An 18,926-nucleotide genomic window follows, 5' to 3' on the forward strand; every position below is an offset into this window, starting at 1 on the left:
CGAACGATCCGGCGCATATCGCGCCGGATCGTTCGCAGTCCTACGATTATCGAATTGCCGCCTGGGAGCCTCGCATGAAATTTATTCACTTTACCGACCTGCACCTCGTTGCGCCGGGCGCAAAACTCTGGGGTCTCGACCCCTCGGCAAATCTTCGTGCATGTCTTGACGATATTGCAAAGCATCACCCGGACGCAGAATTTTGCGCCATCACCGGCGACCTGACTGAACGGGGCGACACGGAAGTCTACAGCTTTCTGTCACAGACGCTCGCCGCCTTTGCGCTGCCAACCCACGTCATCCTCGGCAACCACGACGACCGCGACAACTTCAAGACCGCCAATCCGGACCATCCAGTAGACCATGCTGGTTTTGTCCAGCATGCGATCGAGAAGGACGGGCGCGTGTTCCTGTTTCTCGATACGCTCAAGGGCCCACCCTCGTCGGCCGGACTCTATGACGCGCCACGCCGGGAGTGGCTGAAATCCGAGCTGGAAAAGGCTGCGGGCAAGCCGGTCTATCTGTTCATGCATCATCCGCCGTTTGCCATCGCCCATCCCCTGATGGACCTGATCATGCTTGATGATCCGGAAGATTTCGCCGCCCTGCTGAAGGGCCACGATGTCAGGCACATCTTCTTCGGCCACGGCCATCGCGCCGTCAGCGGCACCTGGCGCGGCATCAGCTTCTCGGCGCTGCCGTCGCTCAACCACCAGCTACCGCTTGTCGGCGGATCGGTGCAGACGGTCTATAGTGTCGAACCGCTGGCCTATTCGGTCGTCCACATCACCGATGACGGCATCATCATCCACAACGACGCCTTCCTCGACCGGCAACCGGCGGCGATGGCAGCCGATGCCGAACGCGGCAATTGGTATTGAATCACCATGGGCCTTGATGGACCGGGGAGCCGATGCGGCTTCGGCGTTCGAACGCTAACGATCATCCGGCACTATTGCGCCGGATGATCGTTCTTGCGATACCGTCATTCAAGCGACCGGCAGAACCTTTCCGGGATTCATGATCCCGTTCGGATCCAGCGCCGCCTTGATCCGCCGCATCAAGTCCAGCTCCTCGGCACTGCGCGAATAGGGCAAATAGTCACGTTTCAAGGTGCCGATGCCATGCTCGGCCGAGATCGAACCCTGATACTGGCGGACATGCTCGTAGACCACGGTATCGATGCGATGCTCGGTAGCTTCGTCGATCTCTCCTGCCGACGCACAAAGGTGGATATTGCTGTCGGCGACGTGACCGAAGACCGACACATGGATGCCAGGAAACTCCTGCTCCAGCGACGCGGTCACCTCGGTGGCAAATTGATCAAGCACTCCGATCGGCAGGCTGACGTCGAAGTTGATCAGCCGCGGCAGGCTGTCGAATGTCGCGCCTTCGCGGACCTTCCAGAACCGTTCGCGATCCTTTTCGGATTGGGCGATCAGCGCATCCGATATCAGCTCCTTCTCGAACATTTCGCCGAGAAACGCTTCGAAAGCCTCGTCGCTGCCGCCGGATTGCTCGATGATGACAGTGAAGGGATAGTCCGCCTCGAAGAAGCTCAACCCTTCGCCTTCGCGGCTGAAACGGAAGTAGGCTTCCCACATCAGTTCGAACGCTGAAAGTCCGCTCAAACCCTTGCGCGCTTCGTGCAACAGCGCAAGCACATCCTCGAAGCGGTTCAAACCGCACAAGGCCGTTGCCCGCCCATCCGGCAGTGGCTTCAGCTTCAGCACGGCGCGGGTGATGATGCCGAGCGTGCCCTCCGAGCCGATAAACAACTGCTTGAGGTCATAGCCGGTATTGTTCTTCTGCATGCGGTTGAGCGAGGAAATCACCGTGCCATCGGCCAGCACTGCCTCCAGCCCCAGCACGTTGTCGCGGGTGACGCCATGGGTGATGACCCGGATGCCGCCGGCATTGGTGGAAAGATTGCCGCCGATCTGGCAGGAACCGCGCGCTCCGAGATCGATCGGCAACAGGAAGCCAGCCTCTTCGGCCGCCTTTTGCGCGACTTCCAGCACGGTTCCGGCAAAAGCCGTCATCGTACCGGCAGCGGCATCGATATCCTCGATACCCGCGAGACGATCGAGCGAGATCACCACATCGCCGGAACGCGGGTTTGCCCCGCCGGCCAGCCCGGTCATGCCGCCTTGCGGCACGACCGCCTGCCCATGCGCATTGCAGATCCGAAGCGCGGTCGCCACCTGCTGGACGGTCGTCGGTCGGATGACCGCAAGCGGCAGGTGCTTGCCCGACAAACTCTGGTCGCTGCGCGACTTCTCGGGAATCCGGTCGCCGGCAAGCACGATCGCTTCGCCAAGCTCCGCAGTTAGGGCGTTAACCACAGTCACGGCTTGATAACTCCAAATGGATTGACATGCAGGAACTCTGCAAGATCGCTGAGCCGCTCGCAACCCATCTGCGCCATGGTCAGCGTCAACTCCTGCTTCAATACGTCGATCAGGTGCGCGGGGCCGGGATCGCCGATCGCGGCGGAGGCAAAGATGAACGGGCGGCCCATAAACACATAGTCGGCGCCGAGCGCGAGCATCCGGGCAACATCGAGGCCGGAACGCACGCCCCCATCGACCATGACGATCGCATCCTTGCCGAGACGCTGGCGAATTGCCGGCAACATCGAGACGGAGGATGGCGCCGCATCGAGCTGACGGCCGCCATGATTGGAAACCACGATGCCATCGGCGCCGAGCGCAACGTAGGCTGCGGCCTCCTCCGGATCGAGAACGCCCTTGACCACGATCTTGCCGGGCCATTGGTCGCGAATGCGCTTGAAGCGCTCGGAAGTGATGTGACCGGCCAGCAGCCCGCCGAGGAACTCTCCGAACTCCTTGATCGACAGGCCTTTCGGCGCATAGGGCTCAAGGTTTTCAAAGTGCGGAATACCGTGCTTCGCCAACCGCGCCAGCCAGTGCGGCCGCGCCAGCATGTGCAGTCCCGTCCGCAATCCCAGTTCGGGCGGCACCGACAGGCCGTTGCGGATGTCGCGGTCCCGGCGGGTGGAGGATGGAATATCGACCGTGACCACAAGCACATCGTAGCCGGTGCGCTTGGCCCGGTCGATCATGTCGGCTTCGATCTTGGCATCGTTGGGCGCGTAGAGCTGGAACCAGCCGACCGGCCCGGAATGCACCTTCATCTTTTCCAGGCTCTGGGTCGCATGTGTCGACAGCACATGCACGACGTTGTGGGTCCGCGCCGCCTTGGCGATCGGCGGCTCACAACCAGGCCACTGCAATCCGGCCAGCCCCACAGGCGCGACCCCGAAAGGAGCCGCGTACTGCTGGCCGAAGATTTTGGTGGAAATATCCGGTGCGCCCGCGTCGCTGAGGTAGCGGGGCATGAACTGCACCTGCTGGAGATCGTCGGCATTGCGCCGGACATTTTCCTCCAGGCCGATGCCGCCGGTCATGTATTCCCATGCGAAGCCCGGTATGCGCCACCGGGCTTTCGCTTTCATGTAGGGGATCGATGGAAACCGCTTTGGTATTTTAGCCAGTGATCCGCCGTGCATGCACTTTCCTCTTGATGCCTTTATGCCGCCTCGCGGCGCAGCGCCTGCGCCATGCAGTGGATGCCGCCGCCGGTCTTGGAGATTTCGGCGGTATCGACAGCCGCAACCTCGAAACCGCGTGCCTTCAGCTGTTCGATCAGCGTCTTGCTTGCGGTCGGCGCGATGATCTTGCTGTTGCCGAGCGACATGAAATTGCAGCCCAACGCCATCGTATCCTGGAACGGAACGTTGACGATATCGTGCCCCTTGCCCTTCAGCCAGGTTACGATTGCCGGATCGGTGCAGTCAAGGCAGACGGCCGTCAGCTTGTCGGCAATCGGCACCACCATCAGGTCGATATGCACATAATATTCATCGATGAAGGCAAGCCGTGTTTCCCAGCCTTCCTTGTCGAACCATTCCTTGACCTGGCGGGCGCCGTCTTCATTGGTGCGGGCGCCACCGCAGCCGATCAACACCACGCCATCCTCGATAACGTTGAAATCGCCGCCTTCGAAGGTTCCGGCGGTGACCATGTCGTAGATCGGAATGCCGAGCTTTTCAAAGGTGCGGATCGCCGCGTAGTTTTCGCCACGGCGCCAGGGCTGCGACATGGCGGTGATGATCATGCCATAGGGCGTCATGACGGCGGAATCGCGCGAATAGACCTGCATCGGCAGTTCGGGCGTCGGCTCATGCCAATGCACACGCACGCCGAAATGCTCATAAGCCGAGACAAGTTCCTTGTGCTGGGCTTGTGCAGTCTGGATGTTGCAGGGATTTTCCCTGAGGTGCTTGCGCGACAGCGATGAGGTGGCGAGATGGCGCAGATAAGCCGGCGAGCCGAGCAGGACGTCGGTCAGCTTGTCGGTCTCATTGGCGAAACCCCAATGCTTCAGGCGTTCGGTCTTGCCCTTGAGGTTGCGGCGCTGCAGGGAAAACGGTTCATTGAAAGTCGTCGTCATCGAGATATCTCCAACGTTTAGAATGAGGGAATCCACCAGTCGCGACCACGCGGCGTGGTCACATATTCAGGCCAGCGGAAGTTGATCGGCGGGTCGTAATCGCAAAGCGGCGCAATCCATTTGCTTCCACCCACACCGCCGCCGGTCCGGGTCTTGAACTCGTCCATCGCCGCGTTGCGGGCAACTTCATCCTCGAGCAGGCGCAATGCCGACGAAGCCAAAACCTTGGCGGCCGTCGTCACCATCGGGTCGATGGTCGCAGGAATACCGCCGAGCGCATTCATTACCCAGTTGGGGTAACGATAGCCCGAAGGGGCCTTGAGCGCCGGACGGGCGATGTAGAAACGGGCCAGCGGTGCATGCCAGGACATGTCGGTATAGTCGTCCGATGTCGAGTTGCGCTGCGACGGCGGCAGATCATTCCGCAGAATCGCCTCGGCGGCTTCCGGGTCGATCAACCGCTCGAGCTCGTCGATGAACGGATTGTCCATCGGTTCAAGGCCGAGATTGGTCTGGATCTCGCGGGCGACGGAACGAGCCCTCTCATCCCAGGTCGGCGCGCCGACGTCGCGCATCGAATCCCACACGACATTGGCCATGGCGTGATTGGCAAGGCCGGGACGCGACTTGCACACCCAGTGGCGTTCCCAGCGGCAACCGGTCATGTCGGCAGCGGCCTGGGCATTGCGGTCGAACACCGCCGTCACCTGCTCGGCCATCTCGATCGTCGGCACACGCATCATGTACTGGATTTCGGCGAGACCGGCCGGCAGATTGTCTGCCGTCGCCTGCCCTGCCGTCAGGAAGGCTTCGCTGATCGACCAGCCGCCCTGGTGCGGCAGCATGGAATCGCGCAGCGCCTTGGAAGCATTGTACATTGTCATTAACGCATCGTTGGCGCCTGGCGCCCGCACGGCGGAATGCGACTGCGGGATCGGCGCACCGTCGTGACGGCCCCAATTCTCAGGCTGATCACAGATGAACCGGTAGATCATCGAATAGGCCGCGCCGCAATGTGTCTCCCAGCGGACAGTATTGCACATCGGCAGCATGTAGAACGGATGAAACGACAGCATTGCATCCAGCCCGTCATAATACCCCTTGGCGGCATGGATCGGCTTGGAGCCGCGCACCTTTTCCGCTGGCTCACCGGTGAAGCGCAACGTGCCCTTGATGCCATGGTGCTCCATGGCTGCCTTGGTGGCGAGCAGCCCGCCAAGGCCGGCCAGCCCTAGCCCGGAATGCGGATCCGTATGCCCGCCGGCATGTATGGAAAGACCTTTGCGCGGCTCGCTTTTCGTGGACGCTGCCTGGCAATTGCCGGGCACCGCATCATATTCCGCATACATGCCGATCGAAGGGCCGGCACCATTGGTCCAGTGCGCGGCAAAAGCGGTCGGCATACCGGCCGAGCCTTCCTCCACGGAAAAACCGTTCGCACGCAATGTCTTCACATACCAGTCGGCCGATTGGTATTCGCGCCAGGCGGTTTCGCCGAAATCGAAAATCTTGGCGGTCCAATCGGACAGATCCTGCCGGATGCTGTCGACATGGTTGCTGGCAAAAACCTGCGCGGCCGAATGGGACATTGCAATTCTCCTTTATGCGGCCAGTGAAACCCAGTTCGAAAATTTGAAAAAGTGAAATATTTTCCACGGACCGGCAAATTTTGTTCACCATTGCCCAATTTGTGGGTAGGGTTTGCAGCCTTGGGGGAGCAGACAATGAAACATATCCCGTCGACACAGTCGCTGAGGGCGCTCGACAGTTTTGCGCGCCACGGCTCCGTGTGGAAGGCAGCCGATGAACTGCATCTGACCCGCAGCGCCGTCAGCCACCAGCTACGGCTGCTGGAGCGTGACCTGGGCTTTCAATTGCTCAACCGGGTCGGCACCAAAGTCGAATTGACCGAACAGGGATTGGGATATGCGCTCGACATTCGCCGGGCACTCAATACGATCTCCGGCTCGGCGGTTCGTCACTCCAATCGCGGCCTCACGGGCACCGTCAATGTTTGCTGCTCTCCCGGTTTCGCCTCAAGCTGGCTTTGCGCGCGCATAGCCAGCTTTCAGGAGGCCCATCCCGACGTACGGCTGATGATCCAGACGCCACACCGGCTGGACGACGTCAGCAATCCCGATGTCGACGTCTTCATTGCATTCGGCACCGGCTACTGGCCGGACATGCAGGTGGAACTGCTGGTGGAGGTCGAGTTCACCCCGCTCTGCAGCCCCGTGCTGCTCAACAAGACGGTCAGCCTCGCCGATCCTTCGGACCTCAGAAAAACCTGCCTCCTGCATCTGGTGGACAACGACGATTGGGAAAGCTGGCTGACGATTGCCGGCGTCGATCCGTCACTCGCCCAGACAGGCATCGTCTTTTCCGACATGAACCTTGTCTATTCCGCTGCGATGTCGGCGCAGGGCGTGGCAATGGGCGACGAATTCATCTGCCGCAATGCCATGGCCAACGGCTATCTGGTCCGGCCGTTCGATATAAACATCAAGTCGAAGCGATCCTACTACCTGGTGGTCTCGGAAGCCAAAGCCGATAGCAAGGCCATCATGGCCTTTAGCGACTGGATAAAGGAAGAAGTGCTGAAAAATGATGCGGGTTCGATATCGAGCTGACGCTTAAATTAGCTGATAGGTGAATAGAATTTGTCAAATGGGCGAAAATATTTCGTTTGCCCTGCGATAATTTCCTCCATACGCTCAATAAAAAAAGGGAATGGCTATGCAGGCTACAAAGCGGGCGGCAGAACTCAACGCCCAGGGGATTGGCAAGACCTATGGTGATTTCCACGCGCTCAGCGATATCTCGCTGACCATCGGGCGTGGGGAGTTTCTGACATTGCTGGGACCATCGGGCTCCGGCAAGACGACTTTTCTCATGATTCTTGCGGGCTTCGTGTCCGCCACTTCGGGCGTGCTCCTGAAGGATGGAAGCGAAATCACCAAGCTACCCGCAGAAAAGCGCGCTTTCGGTATGGTATTCCAGGGATATGCGCTCTTTCCGCACATGTCGGTCGAGAAGAATATCGCCTTTCCCTTGCAGATTGCCGGCAAGAGCGGTCCCGAAATCCAGGCGCGCGTCAACGACATGGTCGACAAGGTGGGCCTTCGTGGTCACGAGAAGAAGCGCCCGGCGGATCTTTCGGGCGGCCAGCAGCAGCGCGTGGCGCTTGCCCGCGCGCTCGCCTTCGAGCCATCAGTCCTTCTGCTCGACGAACCGTTCTCGGCACTCGACAAGAACCTGCGCGGCTCGATGCAGGACGAGGTTCGTCGGCTGCATCAGGAAACCGGCACGACGTTCGTCTTCGTCACCCACGACCAGTCCGAAGCCTTGGCGCTGTCGACGCGCGTGGCGATCTTCAATCAGGGCAAGCTGCAGCAGGTGGCGACGCCGCGCGACATCTACGAGCGCCCAACCAATCGCTTCGTTGCCGAATTTCTCGGCGACATCAACATCCTGCCGCTGTCAGGCGCTTCGGCGATTGCCAACGGAGCCGAGGCAAAGTGCGGCGATCAGGTGATCCGCGCCGCCGCCAGCGCAGGCACGCCGACGGCCAACCTCGCCATCCGTCCCGAACATATGTGCCTGCAGGCAGAAAAGCCGGCGACAGGTAACGCCCTGCCGGTGACCATCGAAAGCGTCACCTATCTGGGCTCGGTGACCCGTTTCGCCGCCCGGTCGAACGTCGGCCCGGCACTGGTGCTCGAAACACCTACCCACGCCGCGGCTCCGGGCCTAGTAGCCGGCAGCCAGGCCTGGGTCGGCTGGAAGGAGGAACAGGGCTACTTCCTCTAGGAACAGCCCCGTGAAATCCCGGCAACTGAATCCAAGCATGTCAACCATAACAATAGAGGTGAACACTATGACTGACAATTTCGAGAAAGATTGCCTTGCTATTCTGGAGCAGAAAGCCGCGCGTGGGGAGATTTCGCGCCGCCGTTTCACTCAGCTTGCCGCCTTCCTGCTGATCGGCGCTCCTGCCGCGTTGAAGGCCAAGGGCGCGCTCGCCGCTGCCAATGAACTGGTCTTCGTCAACTGGGGCGGCGATGCCGGCACGGCCTACGACAAGGCCTATGGCGCACCGTTCCTCGCTGAAGCCGGCGTCACCGTCAAGCAGGACGGTTCAGGCCCGACCGAAGGTGCCATTCAGGCGCAGTTCGAAAGTGGCAAGCCGAGCTGGGATATCGTTGACGTCGACCCCTTCTCTGCCGAAGCGCTCGGCAAGAAGGGCATGATGGAGCCGATCGACTATTCGATCGTCGACAAGAACAAATTCCGCCCCGGCTTTGGCTGGGAATATGCAGCGTCGACCTACTTCTTCTCCTATATCATCGCATACGACGCTTCCAAGTTCGGCGACAATGTGCCGACCGGAATGGCCGACTTCTTCGACGTCGAGAAATTCCCGGGCAAGCGCGCGCTCTACAAGTGGGGCGTTGGCATGTGGGAAGCTGCCCTGCTGGCCGATGGCGTGCCGGCCGACAAGCTCTACCCGCTCGATCTCGACCGCGCCCACAAGAAGATCGCGGCCTTCAAGGACAACATCGTCTCCTATTGGGGCGGCGGCTCCGAAAGCCAGTCCGTGCTGTTGAACGGCGAAGCCTCGATGGCACTGATCTGGTCGACCCGCGCCGGCCTGATCGAAAAGGATTCCGGCGGTTCGATCAAGTTCGTCTGGGATCAGGGCCTGATCTCGCCGGGCGCAATGGGCGTCATCAAGGGCAACCCGGGCGGCAAGGAAAATGCGATGAAATTCATCGCTTCCGCCCAGGATCCGAAGAAGCAGGTCATCATGTTCGACATGCTCGGCCAAGGCCCGGCAAACCCTGAAACCGATGGCCTTCTGACCCCGGAACAGGCTCGCCTGAACCCGGTCGATCCAGCCAACATGTCCAAGCAGATCGCCCTCGACATGGCCTGGTACGAAACCAACTACGGCCCGGCACTCGACGCCTACACGAAGATCATCGCGGCTTGATCTCAGGGGATAATTGCCCCTCACCCTAACCCTCTCCCCGTTGAAACGGGGAGAGGGAATCTGCTCCGAGCTTGTGCAGCTGCACGTCTTTCCGCGGCATCTTATGGAGCCACGAAGCGATCGCCCATCGTCCCCTCGCCCCGCCTGCGGGGAGAGGGCCAGGGTTAGGGACATTTTATTTTCACTGGAAAGGAGGCGGTGCCATGCGCGACTACCTGAAACCCACGCTCTTGATAGCGCCGCTTTTGCTGTTCCTGGCCGTCGCCTATATCGTGCCATTCCTCGGAGTGGTCAGCTGGAGCTTTACGCTGCCGCAACCCGGTATCGGCAACTATACGAGCGCCGTGACCGATCCGTTGATCATTTCCGTTTTTGTCAGAACGTTCCGCATCTGCCTCTTCGTCACCGTCTTCGCTGTGATCATGGCCTATGCCATCGCGCTGATCTGGGTGCGCGGCACGCCGACGCAACGACTGATCGCCGAACTTTGCATTCTCATTCCCTTCTGGATCTCGGTGCTGACGCGTGCTTTCGGCTGGGTGGCGCTGCTGTCCAACCGTGGCCTGATCAACACCTGGCTGACCCAACTTGGCGCCATTTCCGAACCGCTGACACTTGTTCGCAACGAGTTCGGCGTCATCCTCGGCATGGTGCATTTCCTCATTCCCTTCGCCGTCTTCCCGATTGCTTCGGCCATGCGCAGCCTCGATGAGCGCGTGCTGCTGGCAGCGCGCGGCATGGGCTCGTCGCGTACCCGCACCTTCTTGCAGGTCTTCCTGCCGATGACTGCCCCTGGCATCCTCGGCGCCGCGATCATGGTATTCGTTTTCTCGCTCGGCTTCTTCATCACGCCAGCCATCCTCGGCGGTGGCCGCTCGGTCATGGCAGCCGAACTGATCTATCTGCGCATCTTCCAGAGCCCGAACTGGGGACTGGGTGCAGCGATCAGCGTGTTGATGATGGTGATCGTCGGTCTGCTGCTGACGTTGCTGATGCGCTATGCCCGCCCCAAGAGCATGCTGAGCTGAGGTAAGACAATGTACAAGCCAAGCACCCTCGCCCTCGTCCTCGCAGCTTTCGTGGCGATCTTCCTGCTGCTGCCGCTGTTCGCCGTTGTGCCGGTGTCGTTCACCCCGGCGCGCTTCCTGTCGATGCCGAACGGCAACTGGTCGCTTCGGCACTATCAGTCGCTGATCGACAACCCGGCCTGGCTGACCGCGACCTTGCTGTCGATCCGCATTGCCATCATGAGCGCGACCATCTCGACAGCGCTGGCGCTGGCCTTCAGCCTCGGCATCTGGATGTTCCGCCCGTGGTTTGCCAGCCTGCTGATCGGCCTCGTGCTGATGCCGATGGTTGCTCCGCCGGTCGTCTCGGCCATCACGCTCTATTTCTTCCTGATCTCGCTTTCCCGGCTCAATGATTTCGTCGGCTACGATACACCGGTCGGCGTCGCCATCGCCCATGCGGTGATGATCGCCCCGTTTGCAGTCGTATTGATCACGGTAGCGTTGGCGCAGGTGGACCGCCGCATCGATCTGGCCGCACGCGGCTTCGGCGCCGGCATCTTCCAGCGCGTGTTCAAGATCATCGTTCCCAATATCCGTTTCGGCCTGCTGACCGCCTTCTTCCTCGCCTTCGTGCTGTCATGGGAAGAAATCGGCGTCACGCTGTTCATCACCTCGGTCAACGCGGTGACGCTGCCACGCATGATGTGGATGGGCCTGCGCGACAACATCGACCCGGCCATCGCCGCCATCTCGGTCCTGCTGATCATTCTGGTGGCAGCCGTCATCCTCGGCAAGACAGCGATTTCCACCCTCGCCTCCGGCAAGAAGTGAAAATCCCTCTGGCGCACAGACGCGCTTAGAATTATACAATTGTAGAATTAAAAGAATCCTGGACTGGGAGAATGACGTGATTAGCACCGGTATGTATCTGACGAAGCTTCTTGAGGCCTATGGGGTGGATACCGTCTTCGGCATTCCCGGCGTCCACACGGTCGAACTCTATCGCGGCCTCGCCGGCTCCAATGTGCGCCACATCACCCCCCGCCATGAACAGGGCGCCGGCTTCATGGCCGATGGCTATGCGCGCGTTTCCGGCAAGCCGGGCGTCTGCTTCATCATCACTGGCCCCGGCATGACCAATATCGTCACCGCCATGGGCCAGGCCTACGGCGATTCCATCCCGATGCTGGTGATTTCCACCGTCAACAGCCACGGCCACATGGGCTCGGGCGAAGGCTGGCTGCACGAATTGCCGAACCAGCAGGCGCTGGTCAACAATGTTGCGGCCTTCAGCTACACGGTCAACCGCCCGGAAGAATTGGCGCCGGCGCTGGCGCGCGCTTTCGCGGTGTTCGACAGCGCCCGGCCCCGCCCCGTGCATATCGAGCTGCCGATCAATGTCATGCTCGCGGCAGCTGACCACCTGCCTGTTCCGGAGAAGGTTGCGCGCCTGAAGCGCCCTGCCGCGCAAGCCGACGAGATCGCCGCCGCAGTAGCCCTTCTCGATGGCGCCAAGGCTCCGATTATCCTTGCCGGTGGCGGCGCGGTCCGTGCTTCCAAGGAAATTCGGGGGCTCGCCGAGAAGATCGATGCCCCCGTCTGCATGACCACCAACGGCCGTGGCATCCTGCCGCCGGCCCATCCGCTTGGCATTTCCACCTCAGCGAGCTTCTCTGCTACCCGCCAGTTGATCGAAGCCTCTGATGTCGTGCTCGCCATCGGCACCGAATTCGGCCCCACCGACTACGACATGTACGAGGACGGTTTCTTCAAGATCCCCGGCAAGGTGATCCGTATCGACATCGACCCCAAGCATATCATGCGCACGGTGCTGCCGGAGATCGGCATTGTCGGCGATGCGGCAACCAGCGCCGCCCAACTCAGCGCTGCGGTGGCTTCAGGCAAGCGCGACGGCGCCGCCCGCGCCGCCAAGGTTCGGACCAATCCGAACAGCGACCTGACCCCGGCGATGCTCGGCGACATCCACATCCTCGAAGCCATCCGCGACCAGTTTCCGGATGTGATCTTCGTCGGCGATTCCACCCAGTTGGTCTATTCCGGCAACCTCGGCTACACCTCGGCCTCGCCGTCCTCGTATTTCAATTCGGCAACCGGCTACGGCACGCTTGGTTATGGCATGCCCGCGGCGATCGGCGCCAAGGCCGCGGCACCGAACCGGCCGGTGATCGCGCTTGCCGGCGACGGCGGCTTCCAGTTCTCGGTCGCCGAACTCGCATCGGCCAAGGAAGCGGGCCTACCGATCATCGTCCTGCTGCTCAACAACAATGGCTACGGCGAGATCAAGTCCTACATGGTGTCGAAGAACATCCCGACACTCGGAGTCGACCTCTACACGCCCGATTTCATCGGCATCGGCAAGGCCTATGGCTGGACGACAGAGACAGCCGGCAATCTTGCCGACCTGCTTGCCATGGTCGAGAAAGCCGCCTCCAGCACCGAGCCGACGCTAATCGTCTTCGGCGAGGACGTGCGCAAGGAAGCTGTGACGAAGACGACGAAGTAGAGTTTTTACCTTGGGACAAGTCCCCTCCCCACCCCCTCCCCACAAGGGGGAGGGGCGAACTGAGGCGCCGCCTCGCTTGCTATCAACCTACACTCATAGTGCTGGCGTTGTTGCAGGGTGAGCGAGCGCCGCAGGTTAAACCCCTCCCCCTTGTGGGGAGGGGTTGGGGAGGGGTTCTATCCCAACAAAGCGCGAAGGATTTTACCATGACCACCTTCAATCAGCCGCTCGGCGGCAATGAAATGCCCCGTTTCGGTGGCCCCGCCACCATGATGCGGCTGCCGACGCAGGCGACCGCCGAGGGCCTCGATGCCTGCTTCGTCGGCATTCCGCTCGATGTCGGCACCTCCAACCGTCCCGGCACCCGCCTCGGGCCACGGCAGATCCGGCAGGAATCCTGCATGCTCCGGCCCTACAACATGGCGACGGGTGCGGCGCCTTTCGAGCATCTGCAGGTGGCCGATATCGGCGACGTCGCCATCAACACCTTCGATCTCAAGAAGACCGTCGACATCATCACCGAGGCTTATCACAAGATCCTCGCGCACAATTGCATCCCGCTCACCCTCGGCGGCGACCACACGCTGACCTACCCGATCCTCAGGGCGATCGCCAAGAAGCACGGCCCGGTGGCACTGATCCATGTCGATGCCCATGCCGACATCAACGACGAAATGTTCGGCGAAAAGATCGCCCATGGCACGCCGTTCCGTCGCGCGTTCGACGACGGCCTGCTCAACAACGACAAGGTGTTCCAGATCGGCCTGCGTGGCACCGGCTATTCACCAGAGGACTTCAACTGGGCCCGGTCCCAGGGCTGGACGGTGATCCAGGCGGAAGAGTGCTGGGGCAAGTCGCTGAAACCGATGATCGACGACATCCGCGCCAAGATCGGCGACACGCCCGTCTACCTGACCTACGACATCGACAGCCTTGATCCGGCATTTGCGCCCGGTACCGGCACGGTCGAGATCGGCGGCCTGACGACCTGGCAGGCGCTGGAAATCATTCGCGGCTGCGCCGGGCTCAACCTCGTCGGCTGCGATCTGGTGGAAGTATCGCCGCCGTTCGATCCCTCGGGCAATACCGCACTGATCGGCGCCAACCTGTTGTACGAAATGCTCTGCGTGCTGCCAGGCGTGAAGCGTTAGCCATTGTGCTGGGGATCCCGGATGGGAGATCCCTGGCATTTTCCGCCCTCGCAATCATCACGGCCTGATTGCAGACGGTGATTAATGTCGCTATTCTCTCCGCGAAATAGTGGAGAAAAATCAAGATGAAGACACTGCCCGTCTTGCTGTCGTGCCTTGCAGCTATTGCAATCCTGCTTTCGAGCTGCGTCGGCGGCCGAACAGCCGCAGACGATGAGAAGCATCCCGACTCATGGAAGCGGAAAGAGTCGCGCTACAATTCGCGTCACAACGGCACGCAATACTAGGGTCAGTCCGTTATCGCTCCATGTTTGCCGAAATGTTTCGGGAAGAAGGCCATGGCCAGTTGGAACATGGCCTTCAGCGCTTCACCAACCGGATAGGGCTCGACGGTGTTCATCAATTCGAGCCATAACCCTTCGAGCGACACGCGCACAACGCGCGAAACAGCCTCGACATCGCATGGGTAGCCGCCCTCCTGGATCAGTTCTGAGCAGAGCCTCCTGACGGTTGCCGCATATTCGACATCGAAATCGGCGCCGTGCTCACGATATATAGGTCTGCTCTGGATCTCGCCCCACAGCGCCGACCAGGCACCCAGCCGCTCTGGATTGCAGATCGAATCGACGAAGTCCGCACGCATCAGCGCCTCGAGTTGCGCCGCCGGACGTGCCGGCGCCTGCGCCAGCGACTGCGTCCAGTTGTCCCGATATTCCCTGGCAAGGTAAATCAACGTTTCGGTGAGCAGCTTCTCCTTCGTCTCGAAATGGAAAATGATCAACCCATGCGACAGGCCTGCGGTCTGGGCGACTTCGGTCAGCGTCGTTCGCGCATAGCCGTTGCGCGCCAGCGTCGCGATCGTCGCCTCGATGAACTGCTGGCGCCGCATCTCGCGACTGGCCTTTCGGGAACCCGCCTCAGGGCGCGTGATTTTATTGGCAGCAGTCATTGGCGAGCCCCGTGGTTATGCGCCTTCAATCCCTTGCATGGACGCAAGCTCGATGAAAAGCAGAATCTGCCCGCCCACACAATTATACTGATTGACAGTTCAGTCAAAATGCAAAAAACTGACCTTGTAATCACGTCTGGCGCTGCTAGGCTGAACATGCCTTCAGGGCTGACCGAACAAAAAGAACGGGAACACTAGATGCCATCACCGGGACGCGATTTGCGATTTGGTGTGCTTGAGGAGTGCCGGATGGCCTCACGAGCAAGCTTCTGCCTTTCCCGCTTTGGCGCGATGCGCTAACCGGGGTGGCTGACATGAACCAGATGCACATGCCCGATACCGCCTCCCCGCTTCTGGATCATTGCCCACCGACACTCCCCGCCGAATGCTATTTCGATCCTGACTGGTTCGCGTGCGAGCAAAAACTGATCTGGTCCCGGCAATGGGTCTACGTCGGCCGCTTCAACGACCTGCCCGAAATGACGATGCGCCGCATATCGGTTGCCGGCGAAAACCTGATCCTGATCCGCGACCGCGACGACAACGTCACCTGCTTTCACAACACCTGCCGGCATCGGGGATCGGAGCTCTGCACCGCCCAACAGAAGCAGCTATCCTCCAAGCTGATTTCCTGTCCGTACCATCAGTGGAGCTATGGATTTGACGGGCGTCTGGTCAGCACGCCGTTCATCTCGCTCACCGACGATTTCCGCAAGGAGGATCATGGCCTGTTCCGGGTCGCGGTGAAACTCTGGAATGGCTTCCTTTATGTTTGCCTCGCCGATGATCCTCCGGATTTTGATGCCGCGCCGGACCTGGGTCCCCATGCCTTCGACAATTGGCCGATGGCTCGCCTCGTCACCGGCCACGTCATGACCAAGGAACTCGCCTGCAACTGGAAGATCTTCTGGGAGAACTACAACGAATGCCTGCACTGTCCCGGCATCCACCCCGAGCTTTCAGACATGGTGCCTATCTATTCCAGGGGCTACATGGCGCCGAACGAAGCCCCGGGATGGACGCCCGAGGCCAATCATGACCAGCACGTCCTGAAGCAAGGCGCCCGCACGTGGTCGATGAATGGTCAAACCTGCGGCCCTGAATTTGAAGGGCTGACCAACGCCGAGCGTGCTGCTGGTCAAACGTTCGTAACCCTGCTGCCGACGATGTTTGTCGTCGCCCATGTCGATTACGTCAGGACGGTTGCGCTGCGGCCGCTTGGCCCCGAGCGCACCGAACTTCGAGCCGAATGGCTGTTCTCCCCCGAGACCCTTGCCCAACCGGATTTCGATCTCGCCAACGTCGTCGATTTCGCCACGACGGTCATGCTGCAGGACGGAGACGCCTGCGAAATGAACCAGCGTGGCCTACGGAGCTCAAAGTATCGCCAAGGCCGGCTGATGCCGCAGGAGTTCGACGTCTTCCGCTTTCAGCAATGGATCCGGGAGCAGATGAAATAACAAGAAGAAGGCGCCGTGCTTGCCGGCGTCCGCATGAAGTCAGGGACGACAAAAACAAAAAAGGGAACATATCATGCCACTTCTGAATAGACGCACCGTACTCACGCTCATGGGCGGCACTGTGCTCGCGGCTCCTTTCGTCAAGCGCGCACGCGCCGAAGGGACGCTGGCCGTCTACAACTGGGCCGATTACATCGGCGAGACCACGGTCGAGGATTTCCAGAGCGCCACGGGTATTCCCGTCACCTATGACCTCTATGCCTCTGCAGAAGAAATGCAGGCCAAGATGCTGGCCGGCGCCACCGGCTACGACGTGGTGGTGCAATCGGGCCTCGGCATGCCGAACCTTCTCAAGGCGAACATCTACGAAAAGCTCGACCGATCCAAGCTGCCGAACTGGAAAAACCTCGATCCCGCCATCCTGAAGATCCTCGAGAGCTGGGATCCCGGCAACCTTTATGGCGTCCCCTACATGTGGGGTTCGGTCGGCATGAGCTACAACGTCGACATGGTCAAGGAACGGCTGCCGAATGCTGACCTTGAATCGCTGGACGTCATCCTCAAACCGGAAAATGCCGAAAAGCTGGCCGATTGCGGCATCTCGATCCTCGATAGTCCGACGGACTTCCTGTTCATGGTGCTGAAGTATATCGGCAAGAACCCCGACACGGCCACCGAAGCCGACTTCAGAGCGGCCGCCGAGGTCCTCAAGCCGGTCCGCAAATACATCAAGACCTTTGACAACGCCAATTACCTCAACGCGATCCCCAACAAGGAACTCTGCGCCATCAACAACTGGTCGGGCGACTACGCCACCGCGCAGACCCGCGCCAAGGAGGCTGGCGTCGAGATCAATCTCGCCTATTACGTCCCGAAGACAGGCGCGCCCGCATGGGTCGACAATGTGTGCATTCCGAGCGATTCCGCCAACAAGGACAATGCCCACGCATTCATCAACTACCTGATGGACCCCGAAGTCATCGCCAAATGCTCGAACTTCACCAACTACGCCAACGGCAACCTCGCCTCGAAGCCATTCCTCGACAAGGCGATCATCGATAATCCGGCAGTCTATCCCGATGCCGAGACGATGAGCCGCCTCTATGCGCCCAAGGCGCCAACCGAGGAACAGGAGCGCATCTTCACCCGTGTCTGGACGGACATCAAGTCCGGCTGATCCAGCTTTCAAGCGAGGTGAAAAATGAACGTCATTGCTCCTTCGAAGACCGGCAAATCCAGCACTAGCCCGGCGCCGGACACCAATCCAGCCTCCTCCTTCGTCAAGATCGACAAGGTCACCAAATCCTTTGCCGGCATTGTCGCCGTCAACGAAGTCAGCATCGATATTGCCAAGGGCGAGCTTTTCGCCCTGCTCGGCGGCTCGGGTTGCGGCAAGACTACCCTTCTTCGCATGCTGGCCGGCTTCGAGACGCCGACCAGCGGTCACATCCTGATAGATGGCAGGGACATGACCGACGTGCCGCCCTACGAGCGCCCCGTCAACATGATGTTTCAATCCTATGCGCTCTTCCCCCATATGACGGTCGAAAAGAACGTCGCCTATGGCCTCAAGCACGAGCAGATGACGGATGCGCAACGAAAGGACCGGGTCAGGCAGATGCTTGACCTGGTCCAGCTCTCCGAACTCGGCCACCGCAAGCCGCACCAGATCTCCGGCGGACAGCGCCAGCGTGTCGCACTCGCCCGCTCACTGGCAAAGAGTCCCAAGGTGCTGCTGCTCGACGAGCCGCTGGGCGCGCTCGACAAGAAGCTTCGCGAACACACTCAGTTCGAGATTGCCAACATCCAGCACAAGACCGGCATCACCTTCGTCGTCGTCACCCACGACCAGGAAGAGGCGATGACGCTCGCAACCCGCATCGCAGTCATGGACAAAGGCGTTGTCCGCCAGATCGGCTCGGCAACCGAGGTCTACGAATACCCCAACAGCCGGTTCGTTGCGGGCTTCATCGGCTCCATCAATCTGTTCGACGGCGAGGTGCTATCGGTCATCGAAAACATGGCGACCGTGCGGGTACCGGCGCTGGGCGTCGATGTCACCGGCGTGGCACCGCGCCACATCGCCACCGGCCAGAAGATTTCCGCAGCCATCCGCCCGGAAAAGATCCACATTTCGCGCGAAGCCCCACCGACATCAAGCAATGTCGTACAAGGCACGGTCGATGACCTCGGCTATTTCGGCAAGGATTCGCTCTACCGCATCCGGCTGGATACCGGCACCGTGCTGGCCGTCAATTCGGTCAACGCCCGTAGGCGCCCTGAAAACGAACGTGTCGCGCAATGGGAAGACAGGGTTTGGCTGGCCTTCGACCCCACGTCCGTCATTCTCCTGAAGGATTGAT

At 60.5% G+C, this 18,926-nt stretch carries 17 protein-coding genes; 12 read left to right on the forward strand and 5 right to left on the reverse strand.

The window, feature by feature from the left end; all coding sequences use genetic code 11:
* Nucleotides 1-74: 74 nt before the first annotated feature.
* Nucleotides 75-881, forward strand: a complete 807-nt coding sequence (locus JJB09_RS09125; protein WP_201656401.1) for a phosphodiesterase — start codon at nt 75-77, stop codon at nt 879-881.
* A gap of 108 nt (nt 882-989) precedes the next feature.
* Here the strand turns inward: JJB09_RS09125 and JJB09_RS09130 are convergent, their stop codons facing one another.
* Genes JJB09_RS09130 through JJB09_RS09145 form a run of 4 tightly spaced genes read right to left on the reverse strand, consistent with a single transcriptional unit; the run spans nt 990 to nt 6,065 of the window.
* A complete protein-coding gene (locus JJB09_RS09130) occupies nt 990-2,351 on the reverse strand; it encodes an FAD-linked oxidase C-terminal domain-containing protein (RefSeq protein WP_201656404.1) in 1,362 nt (453 codons plus the stop codon).
* Nucleotides 2,348-3,532 carry an alpha-hydroxy acid oxidase gene (locus JJB09_RS09135; protein WP_201656407.1) on the reverse strand — a complete coding sequence of 395 codons (1,185 nt, stop codon included), beginning with the start codon at nt 3,530-3,532 and terminating at the stop codon, nt 2,348-2,350. The genes JJB09_RS09130 and JJB09_RS09135 overlap by 4 nt, the downstream gene beginning before the upstream one ends.
* A gap of 20 nt (nt 3,533-3,552) precedes the next feature.
* Nucleotides 3,553-4,476, reverse strand: a complete 924-nt coding sequence (locus JJB09_RS09140; protein ID WP_201656410.1) for a dimethylarginine dimethylaminohydrolase family protein — start codon at nt 4,474-4,476, stop codon at nt 3,553-3,555.
* 17 nt (nt 4,477-4,493) lie between these two features.
* Nucleotides 4,494-6,065 (reverse strand): zinc-binding metallopeptidase family protein, encoded by a 1,572-nt coding sequence (locus JJB09_RS09145; protein WP_201656413.1) that lies wholly within the window; start codon nt 6,063-6,065, stop codon nt 4,494-4,496.
* Between the two features lie 135 nt (nt 6,066-6,200).
* Between JJB09_RS09145 and JJB09_RS09150 the strand changes: the two genes are divergently transcribed.
* The 8 genes from JJB09_RS09150 to JJB09_RS09185 all read left to right on the forward strand — a co-directional run bounded on the left by JJB09_RS09150 (nt 6,201) and on the right by JJB09_RS09185 (nt 14,441).
* A complete protein-coding gene (locus JJB09_RS09150; protein ID WP_201656416.1) occupies nt 6,201-7,106 on the forward strand; it encodes a LysR substrate-binding domain-containing protein in 906 nt (301 codons plus the stop codon).
* Nucleotides 7,107-7,212: 106 nt separating this feature from the next.
* Nucleotides 7,213-8,286 carry an ABC transporter ATP-binding protein gene (locus JJB09_RS09155; RefSeq protein ID WP_201656419.1) on the forward strand — a complete coding sequence of 358 codons (1,074 nt, stop codon included), beginning with the start codon at nt 7,213-7,215 and terminating at the stop codon, nt 8,284-8,286.
* Between the two features lie 67 nt (nt 8,287-8,353).
* A complete protein-coding gene (locus JJB09_RS09160; protein ID WP_201656422.1) occupies nt 8,354-9,469 on the forward strand; it encodes an ABC transporter substrate-binding protein in 1,116 nt (371 codons plus the stop codon).
* A 203-nt stretch (nt 9,470-9,672) separates the two neighbouring features.
* A complete protein-coding gene (locus JJB09_RS09165; protein WP_201656425.1) occupies nt 9,673-10,497 on the forward strand; it encodes an ABC transporter permease in 825 nt (274 codons plus the stop codon).
* A 9-nt stretch (nt 10,498-10,506) separates the two neighbouring features.
* Nucleotides 10,507-11,310 carry an ABC transporter permease gene (locus JJB09_RS09170; protein ID WP_201656428.1) on the forward strand — a complete coding sequence of 268 codons (804 nt, stop codon included), beginning with the start codon at nt 10,507-10,509 and terminating at the stop codon, nt 11,308-11,310.
* 76 nt (nt 11,311-11,386) lie between these two features.
* A complete protein-coding gene (locus JJB09_RS09175; RefSeq protein ID WP_343229002.1) occupies nt 11,387-13,003 on the forward strand; it encodes a 5-guanidino-2-oxopentanoate decarboxylase in 1,617 nt (538 codons plus the stop codon).
* A 206-nt stretch (nt 13,004-13,209) separates the two neighbouring features.
* Complete coding sequence (gene speB, locus JJB09_RS09180) at nt 13,210-14,154, forward strand: agmatinase (protein WP_201656431.1); 945 nt, start codon at nt 13,210-13,212, stop codon at nt 14,152-14,154.
* A 125-nt stretch (nt 14,155-14,279) separates the two neighbouring features.
* Nucleotides 14,280-14,441 carry a hypothetical protein gene (locus JJB09_RS09185; RefSeq protein ID WP_201656434.1) on the forward strand — a complete coding sequence of 54 codons (162 nt, stop codon included), beginning with the start codon at nt 14,280-14,282 and terminating at the stop codon, nt 14,439-14,441.
* A gap of 2 nt (nt 14,442-14,443) precedes the next feature.
* On the opposite strand, the gene JJB09_RS09190 is transcribed toward JJB09_RS09185, so the two are convergent.
* Nucleotides 14,444-15,103, reverse strand: a complete 660-nt coding sequence (locus JJB09_RS09190) for a TetR family transcriptional regulator C-terminal domain-containing protein (RefSeq protein WP_201656437.1) — start codon at nt 15,101-15,103, stop codon at nt 14,444-14,446.
* A gap of 314 nt (nt 15,104-15,417) precedes the next feature.
* Here JJB09_RS09190 and JJB09_RS09195 point away from each other — a divergent pair, with 314 nt between their 5' ends.
* The 3 genes from JJB09_RS09195 to JJB09_RS09205 all read left to right on the forward strand — a co-directional run bounded on the left by JJB09_RS09195 (nt 15,418) and on the right by JJB09_RS09205 (nt 18,925).
* On the forward strand, nt 15,418-16,563 hold the full coding sequence (locus JJB09_RS09195) for an aromatic ring-hydroxylating oxygenase subunit alpha (RefSeq protein WP_201656440.1): 1,146 nt from the start codon (nt 15,418-15,420) through the stop codon (nt 16,561-16,563).
* 73 nt (nt 16,564-16,636) lie between these two features.
* Nucleotides 16,637-17,740, forward strand: a complete 1,104-nt coding sequence (locus JJB09_RS09200; RefSeq protein ID WP_201656443.1) for a polyamine ABC transporter substrate-binding protein — start codon at nt 16,637-16,639, stop codon at nt 17,738-17,740.
* Nucleotides 17,741-17,764: 24 nt separating this feature from the next.
* Nucleotides 17,765-18,925 (forward strand): ABC transporter ATP-binding protein, encoded by a 1,161-nt coding sequence (locus JJB09_RS09205; RefSeq protein WP_201656446.1) that lies wholly within the window; start codon nt 17,765-17,767, stop codon nt 18,923-18,925.
* Nucleotide 18,926: the final 1 nt, after the last annotated feature.

Source organism: Phytoamicus setariae, from assembly GCF_016722925.1.
GTDB classification, from domain to species: domain Bacteria; phylum Pseudomonadota; class Alphaproteobacteria; order Rhizobiales; family Rhizobiaceae; genus Rhizobium_E; species Rhizobium_E setariae.